This window comes from Amycolatopsis sp. NPDC104863 (genome assembly GCF_055582965.1).
In genome coordinates this window covers 66,456-90,440 of the sequence record NZ_JBVJOW010000003.1, presented here as the reverse complement: position 1 = coordinate 90,440, position 23,985 = coordinate 66,456, and the positions used below count along the sequence as shown (strand labels likewise).

General features: G+C 71.7%; 20 protein-coding genes. 4 read left to right on the top strand and 16 right to left on the bottom strand.

Features of this window, described 5'->3' with window-relative positions; translation table 11 throughout:
• Window positions 1–25 precede the first annotated feature (25 nt).
• Window positions 26–1,534 (bottom strand): glutamate synthase subunit beta, encoded by a 1,509-nt coding sequence (locus ACZ63J_RS17115; RefSeq protein WP_465404916.1) that lies wholly within the window; start codon window positions 1,532–1,534, stop codon window positions 26–28.
• Window positions 1,527–6,080 (bottom strand): glutamate synthase large subunit, encoded by a 4,554-nt coding sequence (gene gltB / locus ACZ63J_RS17110; protein WP_465404918.1) that lies wholly within the window; start codon window positions 6,078–6,080, stop codon window positions 1,527–1,529. The genes ACZ63J_RS17115 and gltB overlap by 8 nt, the downstream gene beginning before the upstream one ends.
• A 311-nt stretch (window positions 6,081–6,391) precedes the next feature.
• Between gltB and ACZ63J_RS17105 the strand changes: the two genes are divergently transcribed.
• Window positions 6,392–7,177 (top strand): SDR family oxidoreductase, encoded by a 786-nt coding sequence (locus ACZ63J_RS17105; protein WP_465404920.1) that lies wholly within the window; start codon window positions 6,392–6,394, stop codon window positions 7,175–7,177.
• 3 nt (window positions 7,178–7,180) lie between these two features.
• Here the strand turns inward: ACZ63J_RS17105 and lgt are convergent, their stop codons facing one another.
• The 3 genes from lgt to ACZ63J_RS17090 form a co-directional block, all read right to left on the bottom strand.
• Complete coding sequence (gene lgt / locus ACZ63J_RS17100) at window positions 7,181–8,200, bottom strand: prolipoprotein diacylglyceryl transferase (protein WP_465404922.1); 1,020 nt, start codon at window positions 8,198–8,200, stop codon at window positions 7,181–7,183.
• 197 nt (window positions 8,201–8,397) lie between these two features.
• Entirely contained in the window at window positions 8,398–9,573 is a 1,176-nt protein-coding gene (locus ACZ63J_RS17095) for a M20 metallopeptidase family protein (RefSeq protein WP_465404924.1), read from the bottom strand.
• On the bottom strand, window positions 9,570–10,694 hold the full coding sequence (locus tag ACZ63J_RS17090) for an amidohydrolase family protein (RefSeq protein ID WP_465404926.1): 1,125 nt from the start codon (window positions 10,692–10,694) through the stop codon (window positions 9,570–9,572). The genes ACZ63J_RS17095 and ACZ63J_RS17090 overlap by 4 nt, the downstream gene beginning before the upstream one ends.
• 161 nt (window positions 10,695–10,855) lie before the next feature.
• Between ACZ63J_RS17090 and ACZ63J_RS17085 the strand changes: the two genes are divergently transcribed.
• Entirely contained in the window at window positions 10,856–11,233 is a 378-nt protein-coding gene (locus ACZ63J_RS17085; RefSeq protein ID WP_465404927.1) for a hypothetical protein, read from the top strand.
• A 22-nt stretch (window positions 11,234–11,255) separates the two neighbouring features.
• Here the strand turns inward: ACZ63J_RS17085 and ACZ63J_RS17080 are convergent, their stop codons facing one another.
• Entirely contained in the window at window positions 11,256–12,689 is a 1,434-nt protein-coding gene (locus ACZ63J_RS17080; protein WP_465404929.1) for an APC family permease, read from the bottom strand.
• Window positions 12,690–12,743: 54 nt separating this feature from the next.
• Here ACZ63J_RS17080 and ACZ63J_RS17075 point away from each other — a divergent pair, with 54 nt between their 5' ends.
• A complete protein-coding gene (locus tag ACZ63J_RS17075; protein ID WP_465404931.1) occupies window positions 12,744–14,102 on the top strand; it encodes a type I glutamate--ammonia ligase in 1,359 nt (452 codons plus the stop codon).
• Here ACZ63J_RS17075 and ACZ63J_RS17070 read toward each other — a convergent pair.
• The 9 genes from ACZ63J_RS17070 to ACZ63J_RS17030 all read right to left on the bottom strand — a co-directional run bounded on the left by ACZ63J_RS17070 (window position 14,094) and on the right by ACZ63J_RS17030 (window position 22,256).
• Window positions 14,094–14,744 (bottom strand): peptidoglycan recognition protein family protein, encoded by a 651-nt coding sequence (locus tag ACZ63J_RS17070; RefSeq protein WP_465404933.1) that lies wholly within the window; start codon window positions 14,742–14,744, stop codon window positions 14,094–14,096. The two genes, ACZ63J_RS17075 and ACZ63J_RS17070, sit on opposite strands and share 9 nt — an antisense overlap.
• Before the next feature lie 43 nt (window positions 14,745–14,787).
• A complete protein-coding gene (locus ACZ63J_RS17065) occupies window positions 14,788–15,939 on the bottom strand; it encodes a PrsW family intramembrane metalloprotease (RefSeq protein ID WP_465404934.1) in 1,152 nt (383 codons plus the stop codon).
• Window positions 15,936–16,565 (bottom strand): hypothetical protein, encoded by a 630-nt coding sequence (locus tag ACZ63J_RS17060; RefSeq protein WP_465404936.1) that lies wholly within the window; start codon window positions 16,563–16,565, stop codon window positions 15,936–15,938. Before ACZ63J_RS17060 ends, ACZ63J_RS17065 begins: the two co-directional genes overlap by 4 nt.
• A gap of 63 nt (window positions 16,566–16,628) precedes the next feature.
• Window positions 16,629–17,006: a MerR family transcriptional regulator gene (locus tag ACZ63J_RS17055; protein ID WP_465404938.1), complete on the bottom strand. Its 378-nt coding sequence runs from the start codon at window positions 17,004–17,006 to the stop codon at window positions 16,629–16,631.
• A gap of 207 nt (window positions 17,007–17,213) precedes the next feature.
• On the bottom strand, window positions 17,214–18,005 hold the full coding sequence (gene trpA / locus ACZ63J_RS17050; protein ID WP_465404940.1) for a tryptophan synthase subunit alpha: 792 nt from the start codon (window positions 18,003–18,005) through the stop codon (window positions 17,214–17,216).
• On the bottom strand, window positions 18,002–19,213 hold the full coding sequence (gene trpB / locus ACZ63J_RS17045) for a tryptophan synthase subunit beta (RefSeq protein ID WP_465342121.1): 1,212 nt from the start codon (window positions 19,211–19,213) through the stop codon (window positions 18,002–18,004). The genes trpA and trpB overlap by 4 nt, the downstream gene beginning before the upstream one ends.
• Window positions 19,210–20,019 carry an indole-3-glycerol phosphate synthase TrpC gene (gene trpC, locus ACZ63J_RS17040; protein WP_465307968.1) on the bottom strand — a complete coding sequence of 270 codons (810 nt, stop codon included), beginning with the start codon at window positions 20,017–20,019 and terminating at the stop codon, window positions 19,210–19,212. The genes trpB and trpC overlap by 4 nt, the downstream gene beginning before the upstream one ends.
• Before the next feature lie 124 nt (window positions 20,020–20,143).
• A complete protein-coding gene (locus tag ACZ63J_RS17035; RefSeq protein ID WP_465308280.1) occupies window positions 20,144–20,671 on the bottom strand; it encodes a Trp biosynthesis-associated membrane protein in 528 nt (175 codons plus the stop codon).
• A gap of 34 nt (window positions 20,672–20,705) precedes the next feature.
• Complete coding sequence (locus ACZ63J_RS17030; RefSeq protein ID WP_465404942.1) at window positions 20,706–22,256, bottom strand: anthranilate synthase component I; 1,551 nt, start codon at window positions 22,254–22,256, stop codon at window positions 20,706–20,708.
• Between the two features lie 94 nt (window positions 22,257–22,350).
• Here ACZ63J_RS17030 and ACZ63J_RS17025 point away from each other — a divergent pair, with 94 nt between their 5' ends.
• On the top strand, window positions 22,351–22,965 hold the full coding sequence (locus tag ACZ63J_RS17025; RefSeq protein ID WP_465342116.1) for a TetR/AcrR family transcriptional regulator: 615 nt from the start codon (window positions 22,351–22,353) through the stop codon (window positions 22,963–22,965).
• Here ACZ63J_RS17025 and ACZ63J_RS17020 read toward each other — a convergent pair.
• Complete coding sequence (locus ACZ63J_RS17020) at window positions 22,946–23,890, bottom strand: hypothetical protein (protein ID WP_465404944.1); 945 nt, start codon at window positions 23,888–23,890, stop codon at window positions 22,946–22,948. The genes ACZ63J_RS17025 and ACZ63J_RS17020 overlap by 20 nt on opposite strands.
• Window positions 23,891–23,985: the final 95 nt, after the last annotated feature.

Here is a 23,985-nt window from a genome sequence, read left to right as displayed (position 1 = left end):
CGAGGGGGCTTCCGGAACCCTGCGATCAGACGACCGCGAGCGGCAACGCCGTCGGGTGGACCGGCGCGGGCAGGTCCGACGCGCCCGTCAGGAACGCGTCCACCGCGTTGGCCACCGAACGGCCCTCCGCGATCGCCCAGACCACCAGGGACGCGCCGCGGTGGGCGTCGCCGCAAACGAACACCCCTGGGGTCTCCGTCTGCCAGTCCGCGCCGCACGACAGCGTGCCGCGGCGGGTCAGGGACAGGCCGAGACCTTCCAGCAGCGGCATCTCCTCGACGCCTTCGAAGCCGATCGCCAGCAGGACCAGGTCCGCCCGGAGCGTCTCGATCTCGTCGTTGACCGGGATGACCTCACGGCGGCCGGTCGACGGGTCCTTCTGCACCCGGACCTGCTGGAGCTCCACCGCCGTCACTCGACCGTCCGAGGAGCCGACGAACCGCTTGACCGCCACCGCGAACTTCCGCTCGCCCGCCTCCTCGTGCGCCGGGTACGTGCGCAGGATGTACGGCCAGGTCGGCCACGGCGAGCGCTCGTCGTCCCTTGTGGACGGTGGGGTCGGGTACTGGTCCAACTGGGTCACCGAAAGCGCGCCCTGGCGGGTGGCCGTGCCGTAGGAGTCGGCGCCGGTGTCACCGCCGCCGATGATCACCACGTGCTTGCCGTGCGCGTCGATCGACGGCGGGCCGTCACCCTCGACGAACTTGTTGGCGGGCACCAGGTGTTCCATCGCCAGGTGGACGCCGGCCAGCTCGCGGCCCGGGGTCACCGTGTCGTCGCGGCCGCGCAGCGCGCCGACCGCGAGGACCACCGCGTCGTACTGCGCGCGCAGGTCTTCCACCGTCAGGTCGACGCCGACCTCGCAGCCGGTGACGAACCGGGTGCCCTCCTTGCGCAGCTGCGCGAGCCGGCGGTCGAGGACCTTCTTCTCCATCTTGAACTCGGGGATGCCGTAGCGCAGCAGCCCGCCGAGCCGGTCGTCGCGCTCGAAGACGGTGACCTCGTGGCCGGCGCGGGTCAGCTGCTGGGCGGCGGCGAGCCCGGCCGGGCCTGAGCCGACGACCGCGACCCGCTGGCCGGACGACACCTCCGCCACCTGCGGCTGGACGTAGCCCGCTTCCCAGGACTGGTCGGCGATCGTCTGCTCGACGCGCTTGATCGCCACCGGCCCGCCCGAGTCCGGCGAGATGGACAGGACGCAGCCCGCCTCGCACGGCGCCGGGCACAGCTTCCCGGTGAACTCGGGGAAGTTGTTGGTGGCGTGCAGCCGGTCGCTGGCCGCGGCCCAGTCACCGCGGCGGACCAGGTCGTTCCACTCGGGAATCAGGTTGCCAAGCGGGCAACCCGAACCACCGGAGTGGCAGAACGGGATGCCGCAGTCCATGCACCGCGACGCCTGCTTGCGCACCTTTTCGTTGCGCTCGCCGGGATCGACGTCCGCGTAGACCTCGCCCCACGAGTGCAGCCGGTCCTCTTTGGACTTCTTCTTCGGCTCTTCGCGGTCGTACTTGAGAAAGCCCGTCGGGTCAGCCACGAGCTGCCTCCATGATCGCCTCGTCGACGTCGCGGCCGGCGGCGCGCGCCGCCTTCGCCGCGTCCAGGACCCGCTGGTAGTCGCGCGGCATCACCTTCGTGAACGCCGCCGAGCGGCGCGGCCAGTCGCCGAGCAGCGAGGCCGCCACCGCGGAGCGGGTGAGATCGTAGTGCTGTTGCACGGTTTTCTTCAGCCAGGCGAGGTCGTCCGCGCCCGGCTTGAGCAGGTCGACCATGTCCTGGTTGACCTTCTTGCGGTCGACGTCGAGCACGAACGCCATGCCGCCGGACATGCCGGCCGCCAGGTTGCGCCCGGTCGGGCCGAGCACCACCGCGCGGCCGCCGGTCATGTACTCGAAGGCGTGGTCGCCCACCCCCTCGGCGACGACGGTGGCGCCGGAGTTGCGGACGCAGAACCGTTCGCCGACCTGGCCGCGCAGGAAGATCTCGCCGGCGGTCGCGCCGTAGGCGATCGTGTTGCCCGCGATCGTCTGCGCCTCGGCGGCGAACGCGGCCGCCGGGTCGGGGCGGACGACGATCCGGCCGCCCGAGAGGCCCTTGCCGACGTAGTCGTTCGCGTCGCCGACCATGTCGAGGGTGATGCCGCGCGGCAGGAACGCACCGAGCGACTGCCCGGCCGACCCGGTCAGCTTGACGGTGATCGTGCCCTCGGGCAGGCCCTCCCCGCCGTAGCGGCGGGTGATCTCCGAGCCGAGCAGCGTGCCGACGGTCCGGTTGACGTTGCGCACCGGCAGCTCGATGTTCACGCTGTGCGCGTCTTCCAGGGCCGCCTCGGCGAGCTGGATGAGCGTGCGGTCCAGGGCGTGCTCGAGGCCGTGGTCCTGGCCGCGGGTGCGCCGCTTCGCGCCGCCGTACGGGGTCTCCGAAGGCATTTCGAAGATCGGCGCCAGGTCCAGCCCGGACGCCTTCCAGTGGTCGACGGCCTCGTCGGTGTTGAGCAGCTCGGCGTGCCCGATGGCCTCGTCGAGAGTCCGGAAGCCCAGCGACGCCAGGGTTTCCCGGACTTCTTCGGCGACGAACTTGAAGAAGTTGATCACGTGCTCGACCTGGCCGGTGTACCGCTTGCGCAGCTCGGGGCTCTGCGTGGCGACGCCGACCGGGCACGTGTCGAGGTGGCAGACGCGCATCATGATGCAGCCCGCGACGACGAGGGGGGCCGTCGCGAAGCCGTACTCCTCGGCGCCGAGCAGCGCCGCGATGACCACGTCGCGCCCGGTCTTCATGGCGCCGTCCACCTGCACGGTGATCCGGTCGCGCAACCCGTTGAGCAGCAACGTCTGCTGGGTCTCGGCGAGGCCGATCTCCCACGGCGTGCCCGCGTGCTTGAGCGAGTTCATCGGGGACGCGCCGGTGCCGCCGTCGTGCCCGGAGATGAGCACGACGTCCGCGTGCGCCTTGGACACGCCCGCCGCGACCGTGCCGACCCCGAGCGAGGACACCAGCTTCACGTGGATGCGGGCGTGCTCGTTGGCGTTCTTGAGGTCGTGGATCAGCTGCGCCAGGTCCTCGATGGAGTAGATGTCGTGGTGCGGCGGCGGGGAAATCAGGCCGACCCCCGGCGTCGAGTGCCGGGTGCGCGCGATCCACGGGTACACCTTGTTCGGCGGCAGCTGGCCGCCCTCGCCGGGCTTCGCGCCCTGCGCCATCTTGATCTGGATGTCGTCGGCGTTGACGAGGTACTCACTGGTGACGCCGAACCGGCCCGAAGCGACCTGCTTGATCGCGCTGCGGCGCTCCGGGTCGTAGAGGCGTTCCGGGTCCTCGCCGCCCTCACCGGTGTTGGACCGGCCGCCGAGCCGGTTCATCGCGATGGCCAGGGTTTCGTGCGCCTCGGCCGAAATCGAGCCGTACGACATGGCGCCGGTGTTGAAGCGCTTGAAGATCGCTTCGGCAGGCTCGACCTCGTCGAGCGGGATCGGCTCACGCACCCCGTTGCGGAAGGAGAACAGCCCGCGCAGCGTGCCGCCTTCGCGGTAGAGGCGGTGCACCTCGTCGGTGTAGGAGCGGTAGACCTCTTCGCGGCCGGTCTTGGACGCGTGCTGCAGCATGAACACCGTCTCCGGCGTGAACAGGTGCAGCTCGCCCTCGCGGCGGTAGGCGTACTCGCCACCGGTGTCGAGTCCACGGTGGACACGCTCGGTCGGGTTGTCCGGGTACGCGCGGCGGTGCCGCACGGCGACCTCTTCGGCGAGCACCTCGAGCCCGACGCCGCCGAGCTTCGACGACGTCCCGGTGAAGTACTCGTCGAGCAGGTCCTGGCCGAGGCCGAGGGACTCGAAGACCTGGGCGGCGGTGTACGCGCCGACCGTCGAGATGCCCATCTTGGACATGATCTTCAGAACGCCCTTGACGAGCGCCTGCACGTAGTTCCGGATCGCCTTGCCGGCCTCGATGCCGGTGACCGCGCCCTGCGCGATCATGTCCTCGATGGTCTCGAAGGCCAGGTACGGGTTGACCGCGGCGGCGCCGTAACCCAGCAGCAGCGCGATGTGGTGCACCTCGCGCGCGTCGCCGGACTCGACGACGAGCGCGACGCGCAGGCGTTCCTTGGTGCGGACCAGGTGGTGGTGCACCGCGGAAACCAGCAGCAGCGACGGGATCGGCGCCATCCGGTGGTCGGAGTCGCGGTCGGACAGCACGAGTGTGCGCGCGCCGGCCGCGATCGCCTCGGACGCCTCACGCCGGACCCGCTCGATCGCACCGGCCAGCGCCTCGGCGCCGCCGTCCACTTCGTACAGTCCGGAAAGGACACTGCACGCGAAGCCGGGGAGGTCGCCGTCGTCGTTGATGTGGATGAGCTTGGCGAGCTCGTCGTTGTCGATGACGGGGTACGGCAGCTTGAGGTGCCGGCACGACGCCGGCCCCGGCGCCAGGAGGTTGCGCTCCGGGCCCATGATCCGCGCCATGCAGGTGACGAGCTCTTCGCGGATCGCGTCCAGCGGCGGGTTGGTCACCTGCGCGAAGTTCTGCTTGAAGTAGTCGTAGAGGAGCCGAGATCGCTTCGACAGCACCGCGGGCGGGGTGTCGGAGCCCATCGAGCCGATCGGCTCGGCGCCCTTCTCGGCCATCGGCGCGAGCAGGATCTTCAGCTCTTCTTCGGTGTAGCCGAAGGAAAGCTGGCGGCGCAGCACCGAGTCGTGGCTCTGCACTACGTGGTCGCGGTCGGGCAGCTCGGCGATCTGGAGCAGCCCGGCGTGCAGCCAGCCCTCGTACGGGAGGTCCTTGGCCAGCGCGGACTTGACCTCTTCGTCGTCCACGATCCGGCCGGCCGCGGTGTCGACCAGGAACATCTTGCCGGGCTTGAGGCGGCCCTTGGCGACGACGTCCTTCGGCGCGACGTCGAGGACGCCGGCCTCGCTGGCGAGGACCACGCGGTCGTCGGCCGTGCGCCACCAGCGCGCCGGGCGCAGGCCGTTGCGGTCGAGGACCGCCCCGACCAGGCTGCCGTCGGTGAAGGTGACGCAGGCCGGGCCGTCCCACGGCTCCATCAGGCTGGCGTGGAACTGGTAGAACGCACGGCGTTCGGGCTTCATCGTCGCGTGGTTCTCCCACGCCTCCGGGATCATCATCAGCACCGCGTGCGGCAGCGACCGGCCGCCGAGGTGCAGCAGCTCGAGGACCTCGTCGAAGGACGCGGAGTCCGACGCATCCGGCGAGCAGATCGGGAACAGCCGGCTCAGGTCGCCGTCGATCAGCTCGGACTCGAGCAGCGCCTCACGGGCCCGCATGCGGTTGCGGTTGCCGCGGATGGTGTTGATCTCGCCGTTGTGGGCCACGAACCGGAAGGGGTGGGCCAGCGGCCACGACGGGAACGTGTTGGTGGAGAAGCGGGAGTGCACCAGGGCGATGGCGCTTTCCAGCCGCTCGTCACGCAGGTCGGCGAAGAACGCGGGCAGCTGCTCCGGCGTCACCATTCCCTTGTAGACGATGGTCCGCGAGGACAGCGACGGGAAGTACGTGCCACAGCCGGAGTTCGCGCTTTCGTGCTCGACGCGCTTGCGCAGGCAGAAGGCCAGGCGGTCGAGCTTCACGCCCGCTTTTCCGTCACCGGCCACGAAGAGCATGGCGAAGTGCGGCATGACCGAGCGGGCGGTCGGGCCGATGTCGGCCCGGTCGGCGTCCACCGGCACCTCGCGCCAGCCGAGGACTTCGAGGCCCTCTTCGACGGCGATGCGTTCGGCCAGCTCGACGGCCTTGCGGCGCTGCTCGGCGTCTTCGGGCAGGAACGCGATGCCCGCGGCGTAGGTGTGGTGGCCGTGTTCGTCGGGCTCGGGGAGCGCGAAGCCGGCTTCGGCGCGCAGCAGCGTGTCGGGCAGCTGCAGCAGGATGCCCGCGCCGTCACCGCTGGTCGGCTCGGCGCCGGCGGCGCCCCGGTGGTCCAGGTTGGTCAACGCGGCCAGGCCGTCGGTGACGATGCCGTGGGAACGGCGCCCGCGGATGTCGGCCACCATGGCCACACCGCAGGAGTCCTGCTCGGTCTCCGGGTCGTAGAGACCCTGCTTGCCGGGCATGGCGGAGAAGATCATGAAGGGACCTCCTTCGTCGTCTGTTCGTGCGGGCCGGGCTACCGGCCGGGGAGCGCACGGGACGACGATGGCCCGCTTGTTAGCGCGACTTTAACACCTGGGAAACACGCCAGCAGCACTTCGGAGCGCGCCGAACGGCGTCGGACGGTAACGATCTGGCTGCGCGGAACGACATAGTTCCTGATGGGTTCCCAGTAGTTCGTTCTGCTAAGTATACGGCTGGGAAACGTCCGTCAAGCCTAACGTGACCGGCCCGACGCAGCACAGTGGAGCTGTGTCGCCGATCACTAGAACGTGTTACCTTTCCGGCCATGATCCTCGACCGGTTCCGGCTCGACGGGCAGGTCGCGGTGGTCACCGGCGCGGGACGCGGGATCGGCGCGGCCACGGCCGTGGCCCTCGCCGAAGCGGGCGCCGACGTGGTCATCGCGGCCCGCACCGCTTCCCAGCTTTCCGAGGTCGCTTCGCGCGTTACGGCTCTTGGCCGCCGTGCAGTGCCCGTGCCGGGCGACCTCTCCTCGCCCGAGGCCACGGCGGCACTGGCGTCGACGGCGGTGACCGAGCTCGGCCGCCTCGACCTGGTGGTCAACAACGTCGGCGGCACATACCCGCGGCCCCTGCTGGAGTCTTCGGTGGACTTCATGGAAGAGGCGTTCCGCTTCAACGTGGCGACGGCCCACGCGCTGACGGTGGCGGCGGCCCCCTCGCTGGCGGAGTCGGGCGGCTCGATCGTCAACATCTCGTCGGTGATGGGCCGGGTCAGCGGCCGCGGCTTCGCGGCGTACGGAACGGCGAAGGCGGCCCTGGCCCACTACACGCGGCTCGCGGCGGCGGACCTGGCCCCGAAGGTGCGGGTGAACGCGATCTCGGTGGGCTCGGTCCTGACGTCGGCCCTGGAGATCGTGGCGGGCAACCCGGAGCTGCGCTCCAAGATGGAGTCGGCGACACCGCTGAAGCGCCTCGGCGAGGCCGAGGACATCGCGGCGACGGTGGTGTTCCTGGCCTCGCGGGCCGGCGGGTACATCACGGGCAAGGTGCTCGAGGTGGACGGCGGGCTGCAGGCGCCCAACCTGGACCTGGGCCTGCCGGACCTCTGACGCTCAGCTCTCGTCGGTCTTCTTCGGCTCTTCCGCCGGGGCCTCTTCGGCGGGCTTCTCCGCCGGGGCCTCGGCCGCCACCTTGGCGTGCTCGGGCTCCTCGCCCTCCGGGGCGGCGTCCTCGACCGGCGTCTCGTCCGGGCCCGGCGCGTCCTTGCTCCGCAGCGTCTCCGGCAGCTCGCGCGGCCCGCGCTTCCCGGCGAGCACGAAGTACACCACCGCCGCCGCGAACAGCAGGATCGACGTCCAGACGTTCACCCGCAGGCCGAGGATGTGGTTGGCCGTGTCGGTGCGCATCATCTCGATCCAGCCGCGGCCGACCGTGTAACCGGCGACGTACAGCGCGAACGCGCGCCCGTGGCCCAGCTTGAACTTGCGGTCGGCCCAGACCACCAGCAGCGCGACCAGCAGGTTCCAGATCAGCTCGTACAGGAACGTCGGGTGGACCGGGCTCTCCGGTAGCGGGATGTGGCCCGTCGCGACGCCGTTCAGCAGGTTTTCCGGGTCTTCCGGGTTGAAGCGCTGGAAGACCTCCATGCCCCACGGCAGGTCGGTGTGCGCGCCGTAGAGCTCCTGGTTGAAGTAGTTGCCGATGCGGCCGATGGCCTGCGCGACGACGATGCCGGGGGCGATCGCGTCCGCCATCGCCGGCAGCGGGACGCCCTTGCGCCGGCACGCGATGAGCGCGCCGACCGCGCCGAGGGCGATGGCGCCCCAGATGCCGAGGCCGCCGTCCCAGATCGCGAAGGCCTTCCAGGGGTTCTTGCCCTCGGTGAAGTACAGCTCGGGGTCGGTGATGACGTGGTACAACCGGCCGCCGACCAGGCCGAACGGCACGGCGAACACCGCGACGTCGATGACCGTGCCCTTGGTGCCGCCGCGGGCGACCCAGCGCCGTTCACCCCACCAGATGGCGATGATGATGCCGGCGATGATGCACAGGGCGTACGCGCGAATCGGGATCGGTCCCAGGTGCCAGACCCCGCGGTCGGGGCTCGGGAACGTCGCGAGGTAGGCGGTCATCACGCGGTCACCGTAGCGTGTCTGTCCCACTAGCGGCCGCTGGGCTGGAAGAACGGGAACTCGCCTCGATCCCGGCCGCAACTTTCAGCCGGCGTCGGATTCCTCTACCTCGTCCGCTCGAGCCCGCGACATGCGCACCGAAGTAGAACCCCGTCGCAGCGCTGACCAGTGCGACAACCGGGGTACAGGCCGGGACCTCAGCCTCGCTTGTCCGGCGCCTCCAAGGCGGCCAGGTAGCCCGCCACCAGCGCGTGCGCGACCTGGGTGACGGCCTGGTCGCGCGGGAGGAAGCGCTCGTCGTGGAGGCTGGGCACGCCGGCCGTGTCGCCGAGGCCGACGAACAACATCAGCCCGCGGGTCGGGCCGCCGCAGTAGTGGGCGAAGTCGTCGGCGCCGAAGGAGCGGAACTCGTCGTCGACGGCGAACCCGCCGTGGCGGAGCCAGCCCTGCGCGGCCGCCGCCAGCGCCGGGTCGTTGTCCAGCACCGGTTCGCACGGGTTGATCTGCAGCTCGGCCGTGCAGCCGTGGGCCTGCGCGGTGCCGTGGACGATCTCCGCGAGCGTCGCCAGCGCGCGCTCGCGGTCCTTCGCGCGCATCAGGCGCAGCGAGCCGAACGCCGACGCGCTGTTCGGGACGACGTTGGCCGCCGCGCCGCCCTGGATGCGGCCGACCGAGCAGACCGCGCCGTGCACCGGGTCGATCCGGCGCGACGCCAGCTGCTGCAGGCTCACGACCAGCTGGGACAGCGCCAGGATGGGATCGCGCAGCAGGTGCGGGTAGCCGGCGTGGCCGCCCTGGCCGTGCATCGTCACCTCGAACTCGTCGGTGGAGGCGTTCACCGGGCCCGGCACCGCCGACACGACCCCGTGCGCGATCCGCGGCTGGACGTGTGCGCCGATCACCGTGTCCACGCCCGCCTCGGCCAGCACCCCGGACTCGACGACGTCGAGCGCGCCGGGCGGCGACGTCTCCTCCCGCGGCTGCAGCAGCGCCAGGATCGGGCGCGGCACGCCGACGCGCACCGCCGCGCGGCCGACCGCGACCAGCGCGGCGAGGTGGACGTCGTGGCCGCACGCGTGCATCAGGTCCGACTCCGACGCCCACGGCACGCCGGTGCCTTCCAGCACCGGCAGCGCGTCGAGCTCGGCCCGCAGCGCAACGGCCGGGCCTTCGCCACCGGGCAGCCGGATCGCGCGGCCGGTCTTGGCGACCCGGGTCCCGTCGCCCGCACCGAGGGCTTCGGCGACCAGGCGGGCGGTGTCCTCCTCGTCGCCGGAGCCGCGCGGGTCGGCGTGCACGGCGTGCCGGAGCTCGACGGCGGCGGGCAGTTCCTCGGCGATCGCCCGTGTCCACCGGGCCCACAGGTCACTCACACGCGCTCCAAGCGGTAGATCCTCTTCGCGTTCTCGTGTCCCACCAAAGCACACATCCGGACGGCGTCCACTTCGGACATCGCGCCGGCGGCCAGCGCCGCACGCAGGAAGTCGGACAGTCCCCGCCGGAACAGGGCCGTGCCCAGGTGGTACAGCTCGGCCAGGCCGAAGGCGTCGGTCGAGAAGAGCACCTTCCCGAACGGCGCGATCTCCAGGAGCTCGGCCAGCACGGCCGGCGCCCGGAACCCCGCGTTGTGCGTGATGAGCCCGGCGTCGACGAACACGTGCTCGAAGACCTGCGCCAGATACGCGGCGTTGCGGTGGAAGGGGTAGTTGTGCAGCAGCAGGATCGGCACCCCGCGGTCGCGGGTGGCCCGCAGCAGGCCGGTGAGCAGCAGCGGATCGCACCGGCGCAGGTCGACGTCGGCGTCGCCGTAGCCGACGTGGAACTGCACGGGCAAGCCGAGGTCGAGCCCGGTGAAGACGAGGAAGCGGTGGAGGACCTCGTCGGCGAGCCGGGCCTTTCCGGAGCGCAGCCACCGCCCCGCGGCGGCTTCGACCTCCCCCGGCGTCGGCGGCTCTGCTTTCAGTTCGAGGCCGACCCGGTAAGCGGCGATCGACTTGAGCCCGACGGCGGTCTTCGCCCGGTTCCCCAGCTCGTCGGTGAAGGCGGTGGCGAACCCTTCGGCCGTGCTCCCGCGGATCACGGCTTCGGCGACCTGTTCCAGCCGGACGACGTCGTGCGCGCGAGCGCCGGCGAGGTCCGCGAAGTCGCCGGTCGTGGTGAGCGCGTCGGGGAGGAAACCGCCGTCCAGCAGGAAGTCGGTGGTGCCGGTGGTCCGCAGGAACCGCCGCGCCACCTCGGCCGCGCCGAGCTCGGCGCGGCGTTCGAGATAGGCGTCGGGTTCGGCGTGCTTCGGCAGGTCGAGGACGGGTGCACAGCGTTCGCGCACGGCGAGCCCGATGAGCGAGTCGAAGAGGCTGGTGCCGAGCGGCGAGGTGGTGTCGGCCTCGGTCAGCATCGCTTCGAAGTCCGCGCGGGCCACGTTTTTCGTGATCACGCCGTGGCAGTGGTGGTCGACCAGCGGCAGGTCCGCGACGAACGGGAGCAGGTCGGTCATGGGCCTCCGTTCGTGGTGGTCAGGCTCTGCTCCACCTTACGAGCGAGGGCGGGTGTGGACAGGGCGAAGATCCACCGACGAGCAGGTCGCGGACGCGCGTAACAAGATCGCTGATCGGGGCGACCTGTGCCGAAACGCCGCCTATTCCCTCGGAGGACGTCATGACGCCCCGCACATTCGTCGCCGTCGTCGCAGCCGCCGTCGCCCTGGGTGCGCTGGTCCTGCTCGGGGTCCCCGTGAAGGCGACCGCCACGGGTGGGCAGTCCGTGGCGTGCGGGACCGGGTTCCACACCGACATGAGCCAGGCCGCGCACGATTCGAACGTCAACGCTTTGACGAACGCCTACGCCGCCGACGCCGGTGCCGGCTGGAGACTCTCCGACGGCACCGCCGGTTACCAGGCAGCGTGTGACAGCGCGCTGTCGATGCGGCGCGGTTTCGGCTGGGGCCTGCTCGCGCTCGGCGGGATCGTGTTGGCCGGCGCGCTGGTGGTACGCCGCCCCGAACGGGCCGGGCGTCCTCCGGCTGCCGCGGCGTGACGAACACGCCTCGGCACCTCCGTCATGCGCCTCCATCCACCGTGCTCAACCTCTCCCCCACCCGACGAGCGAACCCCGGCGCGGCCAGCACCAAGATCACCGCCAGCACCAGCACCGCCCCAGCCACCACGGGGAACCACCGCGCCGGGCCCTCCGTCGGGTACGGGACCACGTTGACGTACACCGTGTACCCCAGCACCGCGAGCGCGCCGATCGGGAACACCAGGTGCCACGCCGGTACTCGCATGCGGCGCTTCACGAACAGCAGGAGGATCGCGCCGATCGTCGTCAGCAGGTAGATCACCAGCAACACCAACGTGCCGATCGAGCCGCTCCAGGCGAACGTGTCCGACGCCGTTGCTCCGAAGAACAGCGCGCACACCAGGATGATCAGCACTGCCGCGCCGGTGACCACGCTGACCGCGGTGACCGGGGTGCCCCGGCGGGACGTCCGGCCGATGCCGCGGCCGCCGACCGCGTCGCGGCCCAAGGCGAACAGCAGCCGTGAGCCGCCGACGATGCACGCCAGGCAGCAGCCGAATGCGCTGATCGCCGCGCCGACGCTGATGACGTCGCCGACCCAGCCTCCCGCGTAGCGGCTGCCGAGGTCGCCCAGCAGGGACGGCGAGTCGTGGAACGCCGTTGCGTCCGTGCGGAACGCCATCATCTCGACCGCCGTGACCACCACGAAATAGACGCCGCCGAAGATCGCCGTGCCGAGGATCGCGCGGGGGATGTTGCGTTTCGGGTCGTGGGTCTCCTCGCCGAGCGTTGCCGCGGCTTCGAAGCCGGCGAAAGACAAGAAGCCGAACACCGCGCCGAGGAACACTCCGGACACTCCCGTGTCCGGAACGAACACGTCCAGGGTGAAGCGCGCGCCGTCCGGGGCGTTGCCCGCGACGAGCCGGACCAGGATCACCGCCGTGACCAGCAGGATCACCGCGATCGTCGCGCCCTCGACCGCGAGCAGCGTGCTCGTTCCACGACGCGCGGGGACCACCGCGAGCAGCCAAGCGCCAATCAGCGCGACGGCCGTCAGCACGAACGGCCCCCACGACGGCGGGTTCGGCCAGATCCCCACCTGCGTGAGGAAAGCCGTGCCGAGCGTGCCCGCGGCCGAGCTCGTGACGACGGCGTAGAACGTGTACGTGCCGAGAAGGCCGATGCCGGAGACGACACCGGCGCGCGGGCCGAGCGTCGCGCCGACGAACGCGTACACCGAGCCGGCGTGCTGGTAGTACTGGCAGAGCTTGACGAAGCCGTACGCGACCAGCAGCACGCCGACCGCCGAGAGCAGGAACGCGAGCGGGACGGCGCGCCCGGCCGAGGCGGCGGTCTGCTGGGGGTTGATGTTGGCGGCCATGCTCGGGGCCATCAGCGCCACCGACAGGCCGACGGCCTGCCAGACGGACAGCGACCGGCGCAGGCCTGGACGGGTTTCGACGGTGTCTGACACGATCTCCACCTCTTTTCTGCGGTGAAAACTCAAGTGAACATCGACGGGAGCAGGATGAGCCAGCTCGATCGGGCAGAACTCGCACAGCAGGGCGCGCTCCGGGCCGACGGCCTGCGCGCGGCCGGCGTCGAGCTGGTCGCGCTGACCTTCGTGGACAACAGCGGCATCGCGCGGGTCAAGGCCGTCCCGGTGGACCGGCTGTGGTCGGCGGCGGCGTGGGGCGTCGGCGCGTCGAACTCCTTCGACTTCTTCCTGGCCACCGACGACATCACCGACGGGACCTACAGCCGCGGTCCGGTCGGCGACCTGCGCCTGCACCCGGACCTCGACGCGCTCGTGCCGCTGGCCGCGCAGCCGGGCTGGGCGTGGGCGCCGGTCCGCAAGTACGACCAGGAAGGCGAGCCGCACCCGCTGGACGCGCGGGCGCTGGCCGCCACCGCGACGGCCCGGCTCGCGGCGCTGGGCTACAACGTGCGGACCGCGTTCGAGATCGAGTGGGTGATCACCGCGGAAGACGCGCCGGACGACCCGCGCTCGGCCACCGCGGGCCCGGCCTACGGCTTCGCGCGGCTTTCCGCGCAGGCGGGCTACCTGCGGGAACTGGTGTCCACTTTGTCCGCTCAGGGCGTGGTGGTCGAACAGGTCCACCCGGAGTACGCGGCCGGGCAGTTCGAGCTGTCGGTCGCGCCGGAGGACCCGGTGCGCGCGGCGGACGTCGCGGTGCTGACCCGCGAGACGATCCGGATGGTCAGCGCCCGGCACGGGCTGCGCGCGTCGTTCACTCCGAAGTTCGCGCCGGACGGCGTGGGCAACGGCGGCCACGTCCACCTCAGCCTCTGGGACGGCGACCGCAACCTGTGTGCCGGCGGCGACGGCCGGTTCGGCCTGACGTCGACGGCGGAGGCGTTCGGCGCCGGGATCTTCGCGCGGCTGCCGGCGCTGCTGGCGATCGGCGCGCCGTCGGTGGTCAGCTACCTGCGCCTGGAGCCGCACCACTGGGCCGGGGTGTTTTCGGTGTGGGGCCTGGAAAACCGCGAGGCGCCGCTGCGGCTGGTGCAGGGCCCGGCCGGGCAGCGCGACCGGACGGCCAACTTCGAGGTCAAGTGCTTCGACCTGACCGCGAACCCGTACCTGGTGGCGGCCGCGCTGCTGTTCGCCGGCCTGGCCGGCCTCGCCGACGAGGCGACGCTGCCCGAACCGGTGGACGTCGACCCGGGGACGCTGCCCTCGGCCGTCCGCCTGCCGACCTCGCTGGCCGACGCGGTGACGGCGTTCGAGGCGGACCCGGCGTTGACCTCGGCGTTCGGCGCCGAGTTCGCGACGACGTTGATGGACGTGCGACGCGGCGAGATCGCGCGGCTCGGCGCGCTGCCCCCGGCCGAGCTCTGCGCGCTCGTGCGTTACCTACATTGACGCGGCCACTTCTTCGCGCAACTGCGGGAGTTTCGCGTAGAGGCGGTCACCGGGGCATTCGGTGTTGTAGAAGTCGCGGTGGCCCTTGATCTCCTCGACACCGATGCCGTACTGGCGGCAGATGTAGGCGCAGAACACCACGAGCGACGCCCACTGCGCCTCGGGCGGCTCGACGCTGGTGTAGAGGCCTTCGTTCTCGATGCCGATGGCGTTGGTGTTCTGGCCGGGGCAGTGCGCGCCCTGGATCATCGTGGTGCGCCCGCGCAGGGCGTCGAGGCTGCCGTGCCGCCCTTCCAGCCGGTAGCCGCCGCGGCTGACGGTGAAGTGCTGGCCGGTGTCGGACCAGCCGTTGTTGTCCATGTGGTCGTGCTGGTCGTCGCGGGCCACCTGGAAGGCGTGCGCCAGCGAGTAGTCGGTGCTGTTGGCGCTCGCGATGTGGTGGATGAGGATGCGGTTCGCGGGGTGGTCGAGGGTGGTGAGCGCGTCGGCGGGCGGCCGGGCGCCCCACTCGGCGCAGCTGTAGATCCGGGGCGCGGTGGCGGCCTGGGCGGCCCGGGGCAGCACGAGACCGGTCGCGCCGGCGACGGCTAGCCCGGCGGCGCCGCGGAGGAAGGTGCGCCGCGGGAGGTGGCTGAGGTCCATGCGGCGGACTCTGCCGCGGCCGCGTACAGCTTTTGTACAAACGTCAGTGCCGGTGGAGCCGGACGACCTCGGCGCGCGCGTGGGCGACGCGGGCGGTCTCCTGGCCGCCGGCGCGGGCGATCTCCCGGGCGAGGTCGCTCGCGGCGGCCATCCGGTGCCGCGCGACGCGGCGGCTGCGGACGTGCTTGCGGTAGGCCTTGCGCTGCTTCCGCAGGCCGCTGACGGCGTCGAGCAGCGGCGGGTCGACGACCCCCGCCTCGGCCTCCGGGCCGAGCAGCTCGCGCGTCCAGCCGCGTTCGCGGCGGGCGGCGTGGCGCAGGACGTAGAACAGGAACGTCAGCTCGACCGCCGCGATCACGAACGGCAGCACGCCGACGAGCGGGCCGTTGCCGCCGAGGCCGGTCATGTCGTCCCAGGCGAAGTGGAAGACCATCGCCGTCAGCATGGTCAGCACGCCGCGGACGACGTTGCGGTCGGCCCGGTCCCGGCCCAGCACCCACATCAGGCCGGCGCAGAAGATGGCGCTGAACAGCGCGTGCGACACGATCCCGGACGCGCCGCGGACCACGAAGATCTGCAGGGACGAGCTCAGCTGGTCGGCGCCGAAGGTCTGGGCGGCGCCATTGTAGACGTAGAGGACGTCCTCGAAGACCTGGAAGCCCAGGCCGAGGAAGGCGCCGATGATGAAGCCGTCGTAGACGCTGCGGACCAGCCGCGGCGCGAGCCCGATCAGGAGCACCAGCCCGAGCGCCTTCGCGAACTCCTCGTCGATCGGCGCGGTCAGGCCGGCGGCCCAGTTCGAGGCGAACGCGGTGCCGCCGAGCTTCGTCCAGATCTCCAGCAGGGCTGTGTTGGCCGGGAGCGCGACCCAGAACGCCGCCGCGATCCCGCCCCAGGCGAACGCCGCCGCCAGCAGCCCGCCCGGCTGGGCGGTGTAGCGGTTCTGGTGGCGCAGCAGCAGCAACCAGGGCACGAGGTAGAGCCCGAACAGCAGGATCCCGCCGGTCAGGGCCGGGGTGTAGAACTCACCGCCGGTGCCGAAGTACCGCAGCATGGCGAGCGCGCCGCCGCCGACGCCGACGAGGTAGACCCAGAAGGCCAGGTTGTGCGGCTGGAAGAACCGGAACGGCTGCCCCCAGCCGGACTCTTCGATGGCGGTGAGCTGGGCCGCCTTGGTCCCCGGCGGCGCGGTCACCGGCCCGCTCCCGGGGTGATGCTGCGCAGGACGCCGTTGATCTCGTCGCGGAAGCGCTCGAACTGGCCCGGCGCGGTCCGCACGCGGAAGAGCAGCGCGGGCGCGGCATCGGCGTCCTGACCGGGCGCGGCCATCTTGAAGGCGACGTCGAGGGCGTCGCCGCCCGGCCCGGTCCCGCTCTGCCCGACGCCGGTCAGCCCGGCGGCGGTGGTCACGGTGCCCCGGGCGCCGTTGACGCCGGGCACGTCGCCTTCGGAGCGTTCGACCTGGTCGAGGAAGTCTTCGGCGGAACCGCGGTAGGGCGCGCCGCGCAGGGCGATGGTCGCGCCGCCGGTGGCGAGGTCGGTCTGCAGGGTCGCCGGGTTCGTCGCGGCGGCGCCGAGGAGCGTGCCGTTCTGCAGCTGCCAGCCCACGGGCGGGACGGCGGTCGCGCCGTCCCCGAGGTCGAGCCGGTCGCCGGCCCGGATCTCGTTGTGCCACGGGATGGCGGCGTTCAGCGCGGGCAGCCCGTAGGCGAGCAGCACCGCGATCACCAGGGCGACCAGCGCGGGTGTGAAGGTCCGGCGGTCGAGCCCGAACAGCCGGTGCTCGACGGGCACCCAGCCCGGCGGCGGTGTGGTGGTCACCCGGTTCCCCTCTCGTCCGTGCTCATCATCAGAACACGGAGAGCGAGATCCGGCCTCCCGGCGTCAGCCCGCGGTCGCGAGTTCACCCGCCCCGCTGTAGAGCCGGATCTTGAACCGGATGTGCTCCTGGTGTTCCCGCAACCGCTCGATCTGCCCGGCGACGCGGGTTTCGTGGTCACGGAGGACTTCGAGACGCTCGTCTTGCGTCGCGTCACCAGAGCGGAGGAGTTCGACGAACCGCAGCATCTCCGCGACCGGCATGCCGGTGTAGCGAAGGCAGCGCAGGAGCTGGAGGAACTCGATGTCGTGGTCGGTGAAGGTGCGACGCCCGCCGGCGGTGCGGCCGACCTCGTGGAGCAGGCCGATGCGCTCGTAGTAGCGGAGGGTGTCGATGGTGAAGCCGGTCTTTTCGGTCACCTGAGCCGGGGTGTAGGACGTCACCGACCCAGAGTGACACCTGGAGTGCACTCCGGGTCAAGGGGCGAGGTCCGGTCTGGGCTCTGGCGCGGAGTGTCGCCAATGACCCATTCGGGACGCCAGACGTCCCCAATGACCCATTCGCGACTCGCGCGGCCGGCGGGGCCCGGAAAGCCGTGGAGGCCTCCTCCCGGGCAAAACCCGGTGAGGAGGCCTCCACAGACCAAAGACTCAAGCCTTGGCAACCGTCCGGCGCACACCCTCCGCCAGCTCCGCCGACAGCGCCCGGACGCCCGAGGGTCCCTCCGCCGCGGCCGTCACCAGCGCCGATCCCACGATCACCGCGTCCGCGAACGACGCCACCTCGGCCGCCTGGTCGCCCGACCGGACGCCCAACCCCACGCCGATCGGCAGGGACGTGTGCGCTCGGGTGCGGCGGACCAGGTCCTCCGCGTGGACGCCCACCTGGTCGCGCGCGCCCGTCACGCCCATCACCGCCGTTGCGTAGATGAACCCCGAGGCCGCGTCCACCGTGCGGGCGATGCGCTCCTCCGACGACGACGGCGCCACCAGGAAGATGCGGTCCAAGCCGTGCTCGTCGGACGCCGTCATCCACGGGGCCGCTTCGTCCGGGATCAGGTCCGGTGTGATCATGCCGAGCCCGCCCGCCGAAGCGAGGTCACGCGCGAAACGGTCGACGCCGTAGCGGTGCACCGGGTTCCAGTACGTCATCACGACCGCGCGGCCACCACGCGCCGAGACCGACTCGACCACCTCGAACACGTGCTTGAGGCGGAAGCCGTTGTCCAGCGCCGTCACCGACGCCGCCTGGATCGTCGGGCCGTCCATCACCGGGTCGGAGTACGGGACGCCGACCTCGATCAGGTCCGCGCCGCCGTCGACGCAGGCCGCGATCAGGTCCTTGGACCCCGCGACCGTCGGGAACCCGGCCGGGAGGTAGCCGATCAACGCACCGCGGCCCTCCGCGCGCGTCGCCGCGAAGAGGTCGTCCAGCCCGCTCATTCGTTCACCAGTCCGAACCACTTCGCCGCCGTGTCCATGTCCTTGTCGCCACGGCCCGAGAGGTTCACCACGATCAGCCCGGACGGCCCCAGCTCGCGGCCCAGCACCAGCGCGCCGGCCAGCGCGTGCGCCGACTCGATCGCCGGGATGATGCCTTCGGTCCGGGACAGCAGCATGAACGCGTCCATCGCCTCGGCGTCGGTGACCGGCCGGTACTCGGCGCGGCCGGTGTCCTTGAGCCACGCGTGCTCCGGGCCGACGCCCGGGTAGTCCAGCCCGGCCGAGATCGAGTGCGACTCGACCGTCTGGCCGTCCTCGTCCTGCAGCAGGTACGTCATCGCGCCGTGCAGGTTGCCCGGCGAGCCCTTGGTCAGCGTCGCCCCGTGGCGGTTGCCCTCGATGCCCTCGCCGCCCGGCTCCAGGCCGACCAGCCGCACCGACGGGTCGTCGTAGAAGCCCGAGAAGATGCCGATCGCGTTCGACCCGCCGCCGACGCACGCCGCGACGACGTCGGGCAGGCGGCCGGCCTGCTCGAGGATCTGCGCCCGCGCCTCCTCGCCGATGACGTGGTGGAAGTTGCGGACCATCGCCGGGAACGGCGCCGGGCCGGCGGCCGTGCCGAAGAGGTAGTGCGTGGTGTCGGCGTTGGCGACCCAGTCGCGCAGCGCCTCGTTGATCGCGTCCTTCAGCGTCCGCGAGCCCGTCTTGACCGGGATCACCTGGGCGCCGAGCAGCCGCATGCGGGCCACGTTCAGCGCCTGGCGCTCGGTGTCGACCTCGCCCATGTAGACGATGCAGTCGAGGTCGAGCAGCGCGCACGCGGTGGCCGTCGCGACGCCGTGCTGGCCCGCGCCGGTTTCGGCGATGACGCGCTTCTTGCCCATCCGCTTGGTGAGCAGCGCCTGGCCCAGCACGTTGTTGATCTTGTGCGAGCCGGTGTGGTTCAGGTCTTCCCGCTTCAGGAACACCCGCGCGCCGCCGGCGTGCTCGCCGAAGCGCTTGGCCTCGGTCAGCAGCGACGGACGGCCCGCGTACTCCCGCAGCAGGCGGTTGAACTCGTTCAGGAACTCCGGGTCGTTGCGCGCCTTGTCGTACTCGGTTGCGACCTCGTCGACGACGCCGATCAGCGCCTCCGGCATGAACCGGCCGCCGTACGGGCCGTAGTAACCGCGCTCGTCCGGGTCGTGCTCGCCGTGCTCAGCGGTCACCGCGACGGCCTCGGGCAGGCGGGGTGCGAACCGGCGGTGACGAGCTTGACCAGGGCGCCCTTCGGGTCACCCGAGGCGACGAGCCCTTCGCCGACCAGCACCGCGTCGGCGCCGTGCCCGGCGTAGGACATCAGGTCGCCCGGCCCGCGGACCCCGGACTCGGCGACCTTGTAGACGTCCATCGGCAGGCCGGGGGCCAGCCGCGAGAAGACGTCGCGGTCCACCTCGAGGGTGTGCAGGTTGCGCGCGTTGACGCCGATGACCTTGGCGCCCGCCTCGAGGGCCCGGTCGGCCTCCTCGGCGTTGTGGATCTCCACCAGCGCGGTCATGCCGAGGGACTCGACGCGGTCGAGCAGCGCGGCGAGCGCGTTCTGCTCCAGCGCGGCGACGATCAGCAGCACCATGTCGGCGCCGTGCAGGCGGGCCTCGTGCACCTGGTAGGGGCTGACGATGAAGTCCTTGCGCAGCACCGGGATGTCCACGGCGGCGCGGACGGCGTCGAGGTCGGCCAGCGATCCGCCGAAGCGGCGCTGTTCGGTCAGCACGCTGATCACCCGCGCGCCGCCGACCTCGTAGTCCTTCGCCAGCGCCGCGGGGTCGGGAATGTCGGCCAGGTCACCCTTGGACGGGCTGCGCCGCTTCACCTCGGCGATCACGCCGATGCCGGACTCGCGCAGCGCGGACATCACGTCGCGGGGCGGCTGCGCGGCGGCCGCGCGGATCTTCAGCTCGTCGAACGGCAGCGCGGACTCCCGCACGGCGAGGTCTTCCCGCACGCCGGCGACGATCTCTTCGAGCACGCTCACCGGGCGCCCCCGCCCGGGCACGTGGTCACCGATTCACTCGCAAGGTCGCTCACAAAAACCTTCCCCTTCCCGCCGAAACGATGCTAACCCCCGCATCTGGAGCGCTCGGTTCCGGGTGCGTGCGTTACTCCGAATGCCTGGCCCGGACGTCGGTGGGGTCCTCCCCCTCCGACAGCGCTTCCCACAGCTCGGCGTCCGGATCACGCACCTTCTTCCGCGTTGCCGGCGCTGCGTACTTCGCGCCGAGCCGCGCGGCTTTGCCCGCGCCCTTGACCGCTGCCAACCCGCCCGCCGCGACGAGAATTCCCCCGAGCACGGCCAGGCCGCGCCCCAGCAGCATCTGCGTCACGGGGAGGCCGTCGGCGTAGCCGCCGAAGCGGACCCCGGCCACGCCGGACCAGACCGCGGCGACGCCGGCCAGCGCCAGCACGACGCCGAGCACGCGCCGCGCCCAGCCGCCGGTGGCGATCACCCCGGCCACACCCGCGAGCGCGAGCAGCGCGAGCGGCACGAGCGCGGTCGCGCGCTGCTCACCGGTCTCGCGGTAGAGGACAGTCCCGCGCACGCCGCCGTCGCGGAACTCGGCGAACCACGTCAGCCGGGACGCGCCCCACAGCGCCAGCGCGCCCAGCAGCAGCGCGACGACGATCATCCACAGTGGACGCCGGGCCGGCTTCTGCGCGGGCTCAGACATGAGCGGAGTCCGCGGCCGGGTCGAGGGCGCCCGCCGCCACCATCGTCTGGGCGGCGGCGACCGCCGAAAGCACGGTCCTGGCCTTGTTCAACGACTCGGTGTCCTCGTAGTCCGGCACCGAGTCGGCGACCACGCCACCGCCGGCCTGGACGTGCGCGATGCCGTCCTTGACCAGCGCGGTGCGGATCGCGATCGCGGTGTCGGCGTCACCGGCAAAGTCGAGGTAGCCGACCACACCGCCGTACAGCGCGCGGCGGACCGGCTCCAGCTCCTCGATCAGCTCCATCGCGCGGACCTTCGGCGCGCCCGAGAGCGTCCCGGCCGGGAAGCACGCCGTGACCGCGTCGAACGCCGTCTTGTCGTCGGCCAGCTCGCCGGTGACGGTCGACACGATGTGCATGACGTGGCTGTAGCGCTCGATCTGGAAGAAGTCGACCACGCGCACGGTGCCCGGCTTGCAGACCTTGCCGAGGTCGTTGCGGCCGAGGTCGACGAGCATCAGGTGCTCGGCGCGCTCCTTCTCGTCGGCCAGCAGGTCCTTGGCCAGCTGCGCGTCCTCCTCGGGGTCGGCGCCGCGCCAGCGGGTGCCCGCGATCGGGTGGGTGGTCGCCTTGCCGTCCCGCACGGTGACCAGCGACTCGGGGCTGGACCCGACGATGTCGAAGCCGTCGAGCCGCAGCAGGTACATGTACGGGCTGGGGTTGGACGTCCGGAGCACGCGGTAGATGTCGAGCGCGTCGGCGGCGGTCGGGATCTCGAACCGTTGCGACGGCACGATCTGGAACGCTTCGCCGGCCTTGATCGCCTCGACGGCCTTCTCGACCGCGGCGTGGAAGTCTTCCTTGGACCGCTTCCGCACGAACTCCGGCGCGGGCCGGTCGAACGCGGCGACGGTCGCCGGCGCGGGCACCTGCAGCTGCTCGGTCATCGCGCTCAGCCGGGCGACAGCGTCGTCGTAGGCCGCGTCCACGCGCTCGGGCGAGTCGTCCCAGTTGACGGCGTTCGCGATGAGCGTGACCGTGCCCTCGTGGTGGTCGAACGCCGCGAGGTCGGTGGCCAGGAGCATGGTCAGCTCGGGGATGTCGAGGTCGCGCTCGGCCAGCTCCGGCAGCTTTTCCAGCCAGCGCACGGCGTCGTAGCCGACGTAGCCGACCATGCCGCCGGTCAGCGGCGGCAACCCGGGCAGCTGCTCGGTGTGCAACGCTTCGATCGTTTCGCGCAGGACGTTGAGCGGGTTGCCTTCCGAGGGCAGGCCGACCGGCGGCGTGCCGGTCCAGACCGCTTCGCCGTCGCGGACGGTGAGCGCGGCCGGGCTGCGGACGCCGATGAACGACCAGCGCGTCCAGGAGGCGCCGTTCTCGGCGGATTCGAAGAGGAACGTGCCCGGCCGGTCGGCGGCGAGCTTGCGGTAGACCCCGATCGGCGTCTCGCCGTCGGCGAGGACCCGGCGCACGACCGGGATCACGCGGCGGTTCTCGGCGAGGGCGCGGAAGTCCTCGCGGGACGGGCTGACCGAGCCGGGACCGGCGGATGCGCTGACCATGGACCTCATTGTGCCGCCCCGGCGCGGACCGGCCACGCGGGGTCTTAATTCATTGAATGTTGAATTAAGCGGACGCCTGGGTCATGATGGGGCGGTGAGCACCACCGACAGCACCGAGAGTACTGCGCGCCGCCGGGGCCGGCGGCCCGCCGGCCAGGACACGCGCACCGCGCTGGTCGAAGCCGCGCGGGCCGTGTTCGCCGAGAACGGCTACGACGGTGCGACCGTGCGCGCGATCGCCACCCGCGCCGGGGTCGACGCGGCGATGGTCAACCACTGGTTCGGCAGCAAGGAGGGCCTCTTCGCCCAGGCCGTGCTCAAGCTGCCGTTCGACCCGCTGGAGCTGCAGAAGATCCTCCGGGACGGCCCCGACGACGAGCTCGGCGAACGGATCGTCCGCACCTTCATCACCCGCTGGGACGGCGCGGGCGGCGGGGTGTTCGTCGCGCTCATCCGCAGTGTCGCCGGCCACGAGCAGGCCGGGCACGTGCTGCGCGACTTCTTCCAGCAGTTCTTCACGTCGCTGATCGCGTCGATGGGCGCGGACGACGTGTCGCTGCGGATGAACCTCTGCGCTTCCCAGATGGTGGGCATGGGCATGATCCGGTACGTGGCGAAGTTCGAGCCGTTCGCGAGCGAAGACGTCGAGGTCCTCGTGCGGGCGGTCGCGCCGAACCTGCAGCGCTACCTCACCGGGGAGATCGGCTGACCCGCTCCCGGATCGCGCGGACCGCCACGATGGGATGGTCGTTCTCGAGGAGCACGACCATCGTCCTGCCCCAGCCGCCGACCCAGCCCGGCCGGTTCTTCCAGCCGGCCGTCGGCGACAGGGCGAGGACCCCCGAGGTGCGGTGCAGCCCGATCACCGTCCCGTCGTGGAATCTCGCGTGCAGCGTCCTCCCTTCCAGGTCGCTCACTTCGGCCCGCCGCCACCCGGTGCGCCCGACAGCCCGGATCCGGCGCCGCCAGCTCGCCGCCGCCCCGATCGAGAACGGGAGGCCGAACAGGGCGGCCAGGATCGGGACCGCGCCGGAGCCGAGCACGACCTGGTTTTCGTTCGGTTCGTCGGCGGTGCGCACGCGCGACGGGTCGGCCGGGTCGTAGCTGACGATCACCCGTTCGCCGACCTGGTAGTCGTGGTCCGAATTCCAGATGATCGCGTCGGTCCGGTCGCCGTGGCGCACGTGGATGTACGACGTGCCCCTGAAGCTGTGGTGCGCGCTGACGACCACACCGGGCTCCTGGACGCCGGTGGCGAGCAGGTCGTCGGCGGCCGCACCGGCCAGCGCGACGCCGGTGAACCCGGCCGCGAGCACCACCGCCCAGCCCACGACGAAGCCCGTCGCGCGGCGGGAACGCCGGCGCAGGCGGGCGTCCCGTTCCGGGTGGTCACCCTCGGCGGGATCCGCCGCGGGCAGCCACGGGCCGAAGTCCACGACGGCGGCCTGCGCATCGCGGTCCAGAAGCCGCAACCTGTACCAGCCGAGGGCGGCGAACGCGAGAAAACCGGTCAGGAAGAGCGCGTTGCCCGGCAGATCGTCGTCGCCGGAGAAGAGCGAGTACACCGTGGCCCCGGCGAGGAGCGTGGAGAGGAGCGAGAAGACGACGAAGACGACCACCCAGAATGCCCGCATGGAGTGATCGTAGGCGCGTTGACCTGGGCCGATGCTGCGAGAAACGGCATAGGCGGCCGAGGCAACCGGACGGGCTCCCCGCGCGTGTAAGGGAC

Excerpts from the sequence above, each read along its gene's own strand:
- ACZ63J_RS17020 (WP_465404944.1), bottom strand. The coding sequence starts at position 23,890 with ATGCGGGCATTCTGGGTGGTCGTCTTCGTCGTCTTCTCGCTCCTCTCC.
- ACZ63J_RS17075 (WP_465404931.1), top strand. The coding sequence starts at position 12,744 with ATGAGCCAGCTCGATCGGGCAGAACTCGCACAGCAGGGCGCGCTCCGG.
- ACZ63J_RS17035 (WP_465308280.1), bottom strand. The coding sequence starts at position 20,671 with ATGATCGTCGTCGCGCTGCTGCTGGGCGCGCTGGCGCTGTGGGGCGCG.
- ACZ63J_RS17105 (WP_465404920.1), top strand. The coding sequence starts at position 6,392 with ATGATCCTCGACCGGTTCCGGCTCGACGGGCAGGTCGCGGTGGTCACC.
- ACZ63J_RS17085 (WP_465404927.1), top strand. The coding sequence starts at position 10,856 with ATGACGCCCCGCACATTCGTCGCCGTCGTCGCAGCCGCCGTCGCCCTG.
- lgt (WP_465404922.1), bottom strand. The coding sequence starts at position 8,200 with ATGACCGCCTACCTCGCGACGTTCCCGAGCCCCGACCGCGGGGTCTGG.
- ACZ63J_RS17070 (WP_465404933.1), bottom strand. The coding sequence starts at position 14,744 with ATGGACCTCAGCCACCTCCCGCGGCGCACCTTCCTCCGCGGCGCCGCC.
- ACZ63J_RS17090 (WP_465404926.1), bottom strand. The coding sequence starts at position 10,694 with ATGACCGACCTGCTCCCGTTCGTCGCGGACCTGCCGCTGGTCGACCAC.
- gltB (WP_465404918.1), bottom strand. The coding sequence starts at position 6,080 with ATGATCTTCTCCGCCATGCCCGGCAAGCAGGGTCTCTACGACCCGGAG.
- trpA (WP_465404940.1), bottom strand. The coding sequence starts at position 18,005 with ATGAGCGGGCTGGACGACCTCTTCGCGGCGACGCGCGCGGAGGGCCGC.
- ACZ63J_RS17030 (WP_465404942.1), bottom strand. The coding sequence starts at position 22,256 with ATGGTCAGCGCATCCGCCGGTCCCGGCTCGGTCAGCCCGTCCCGCGAG.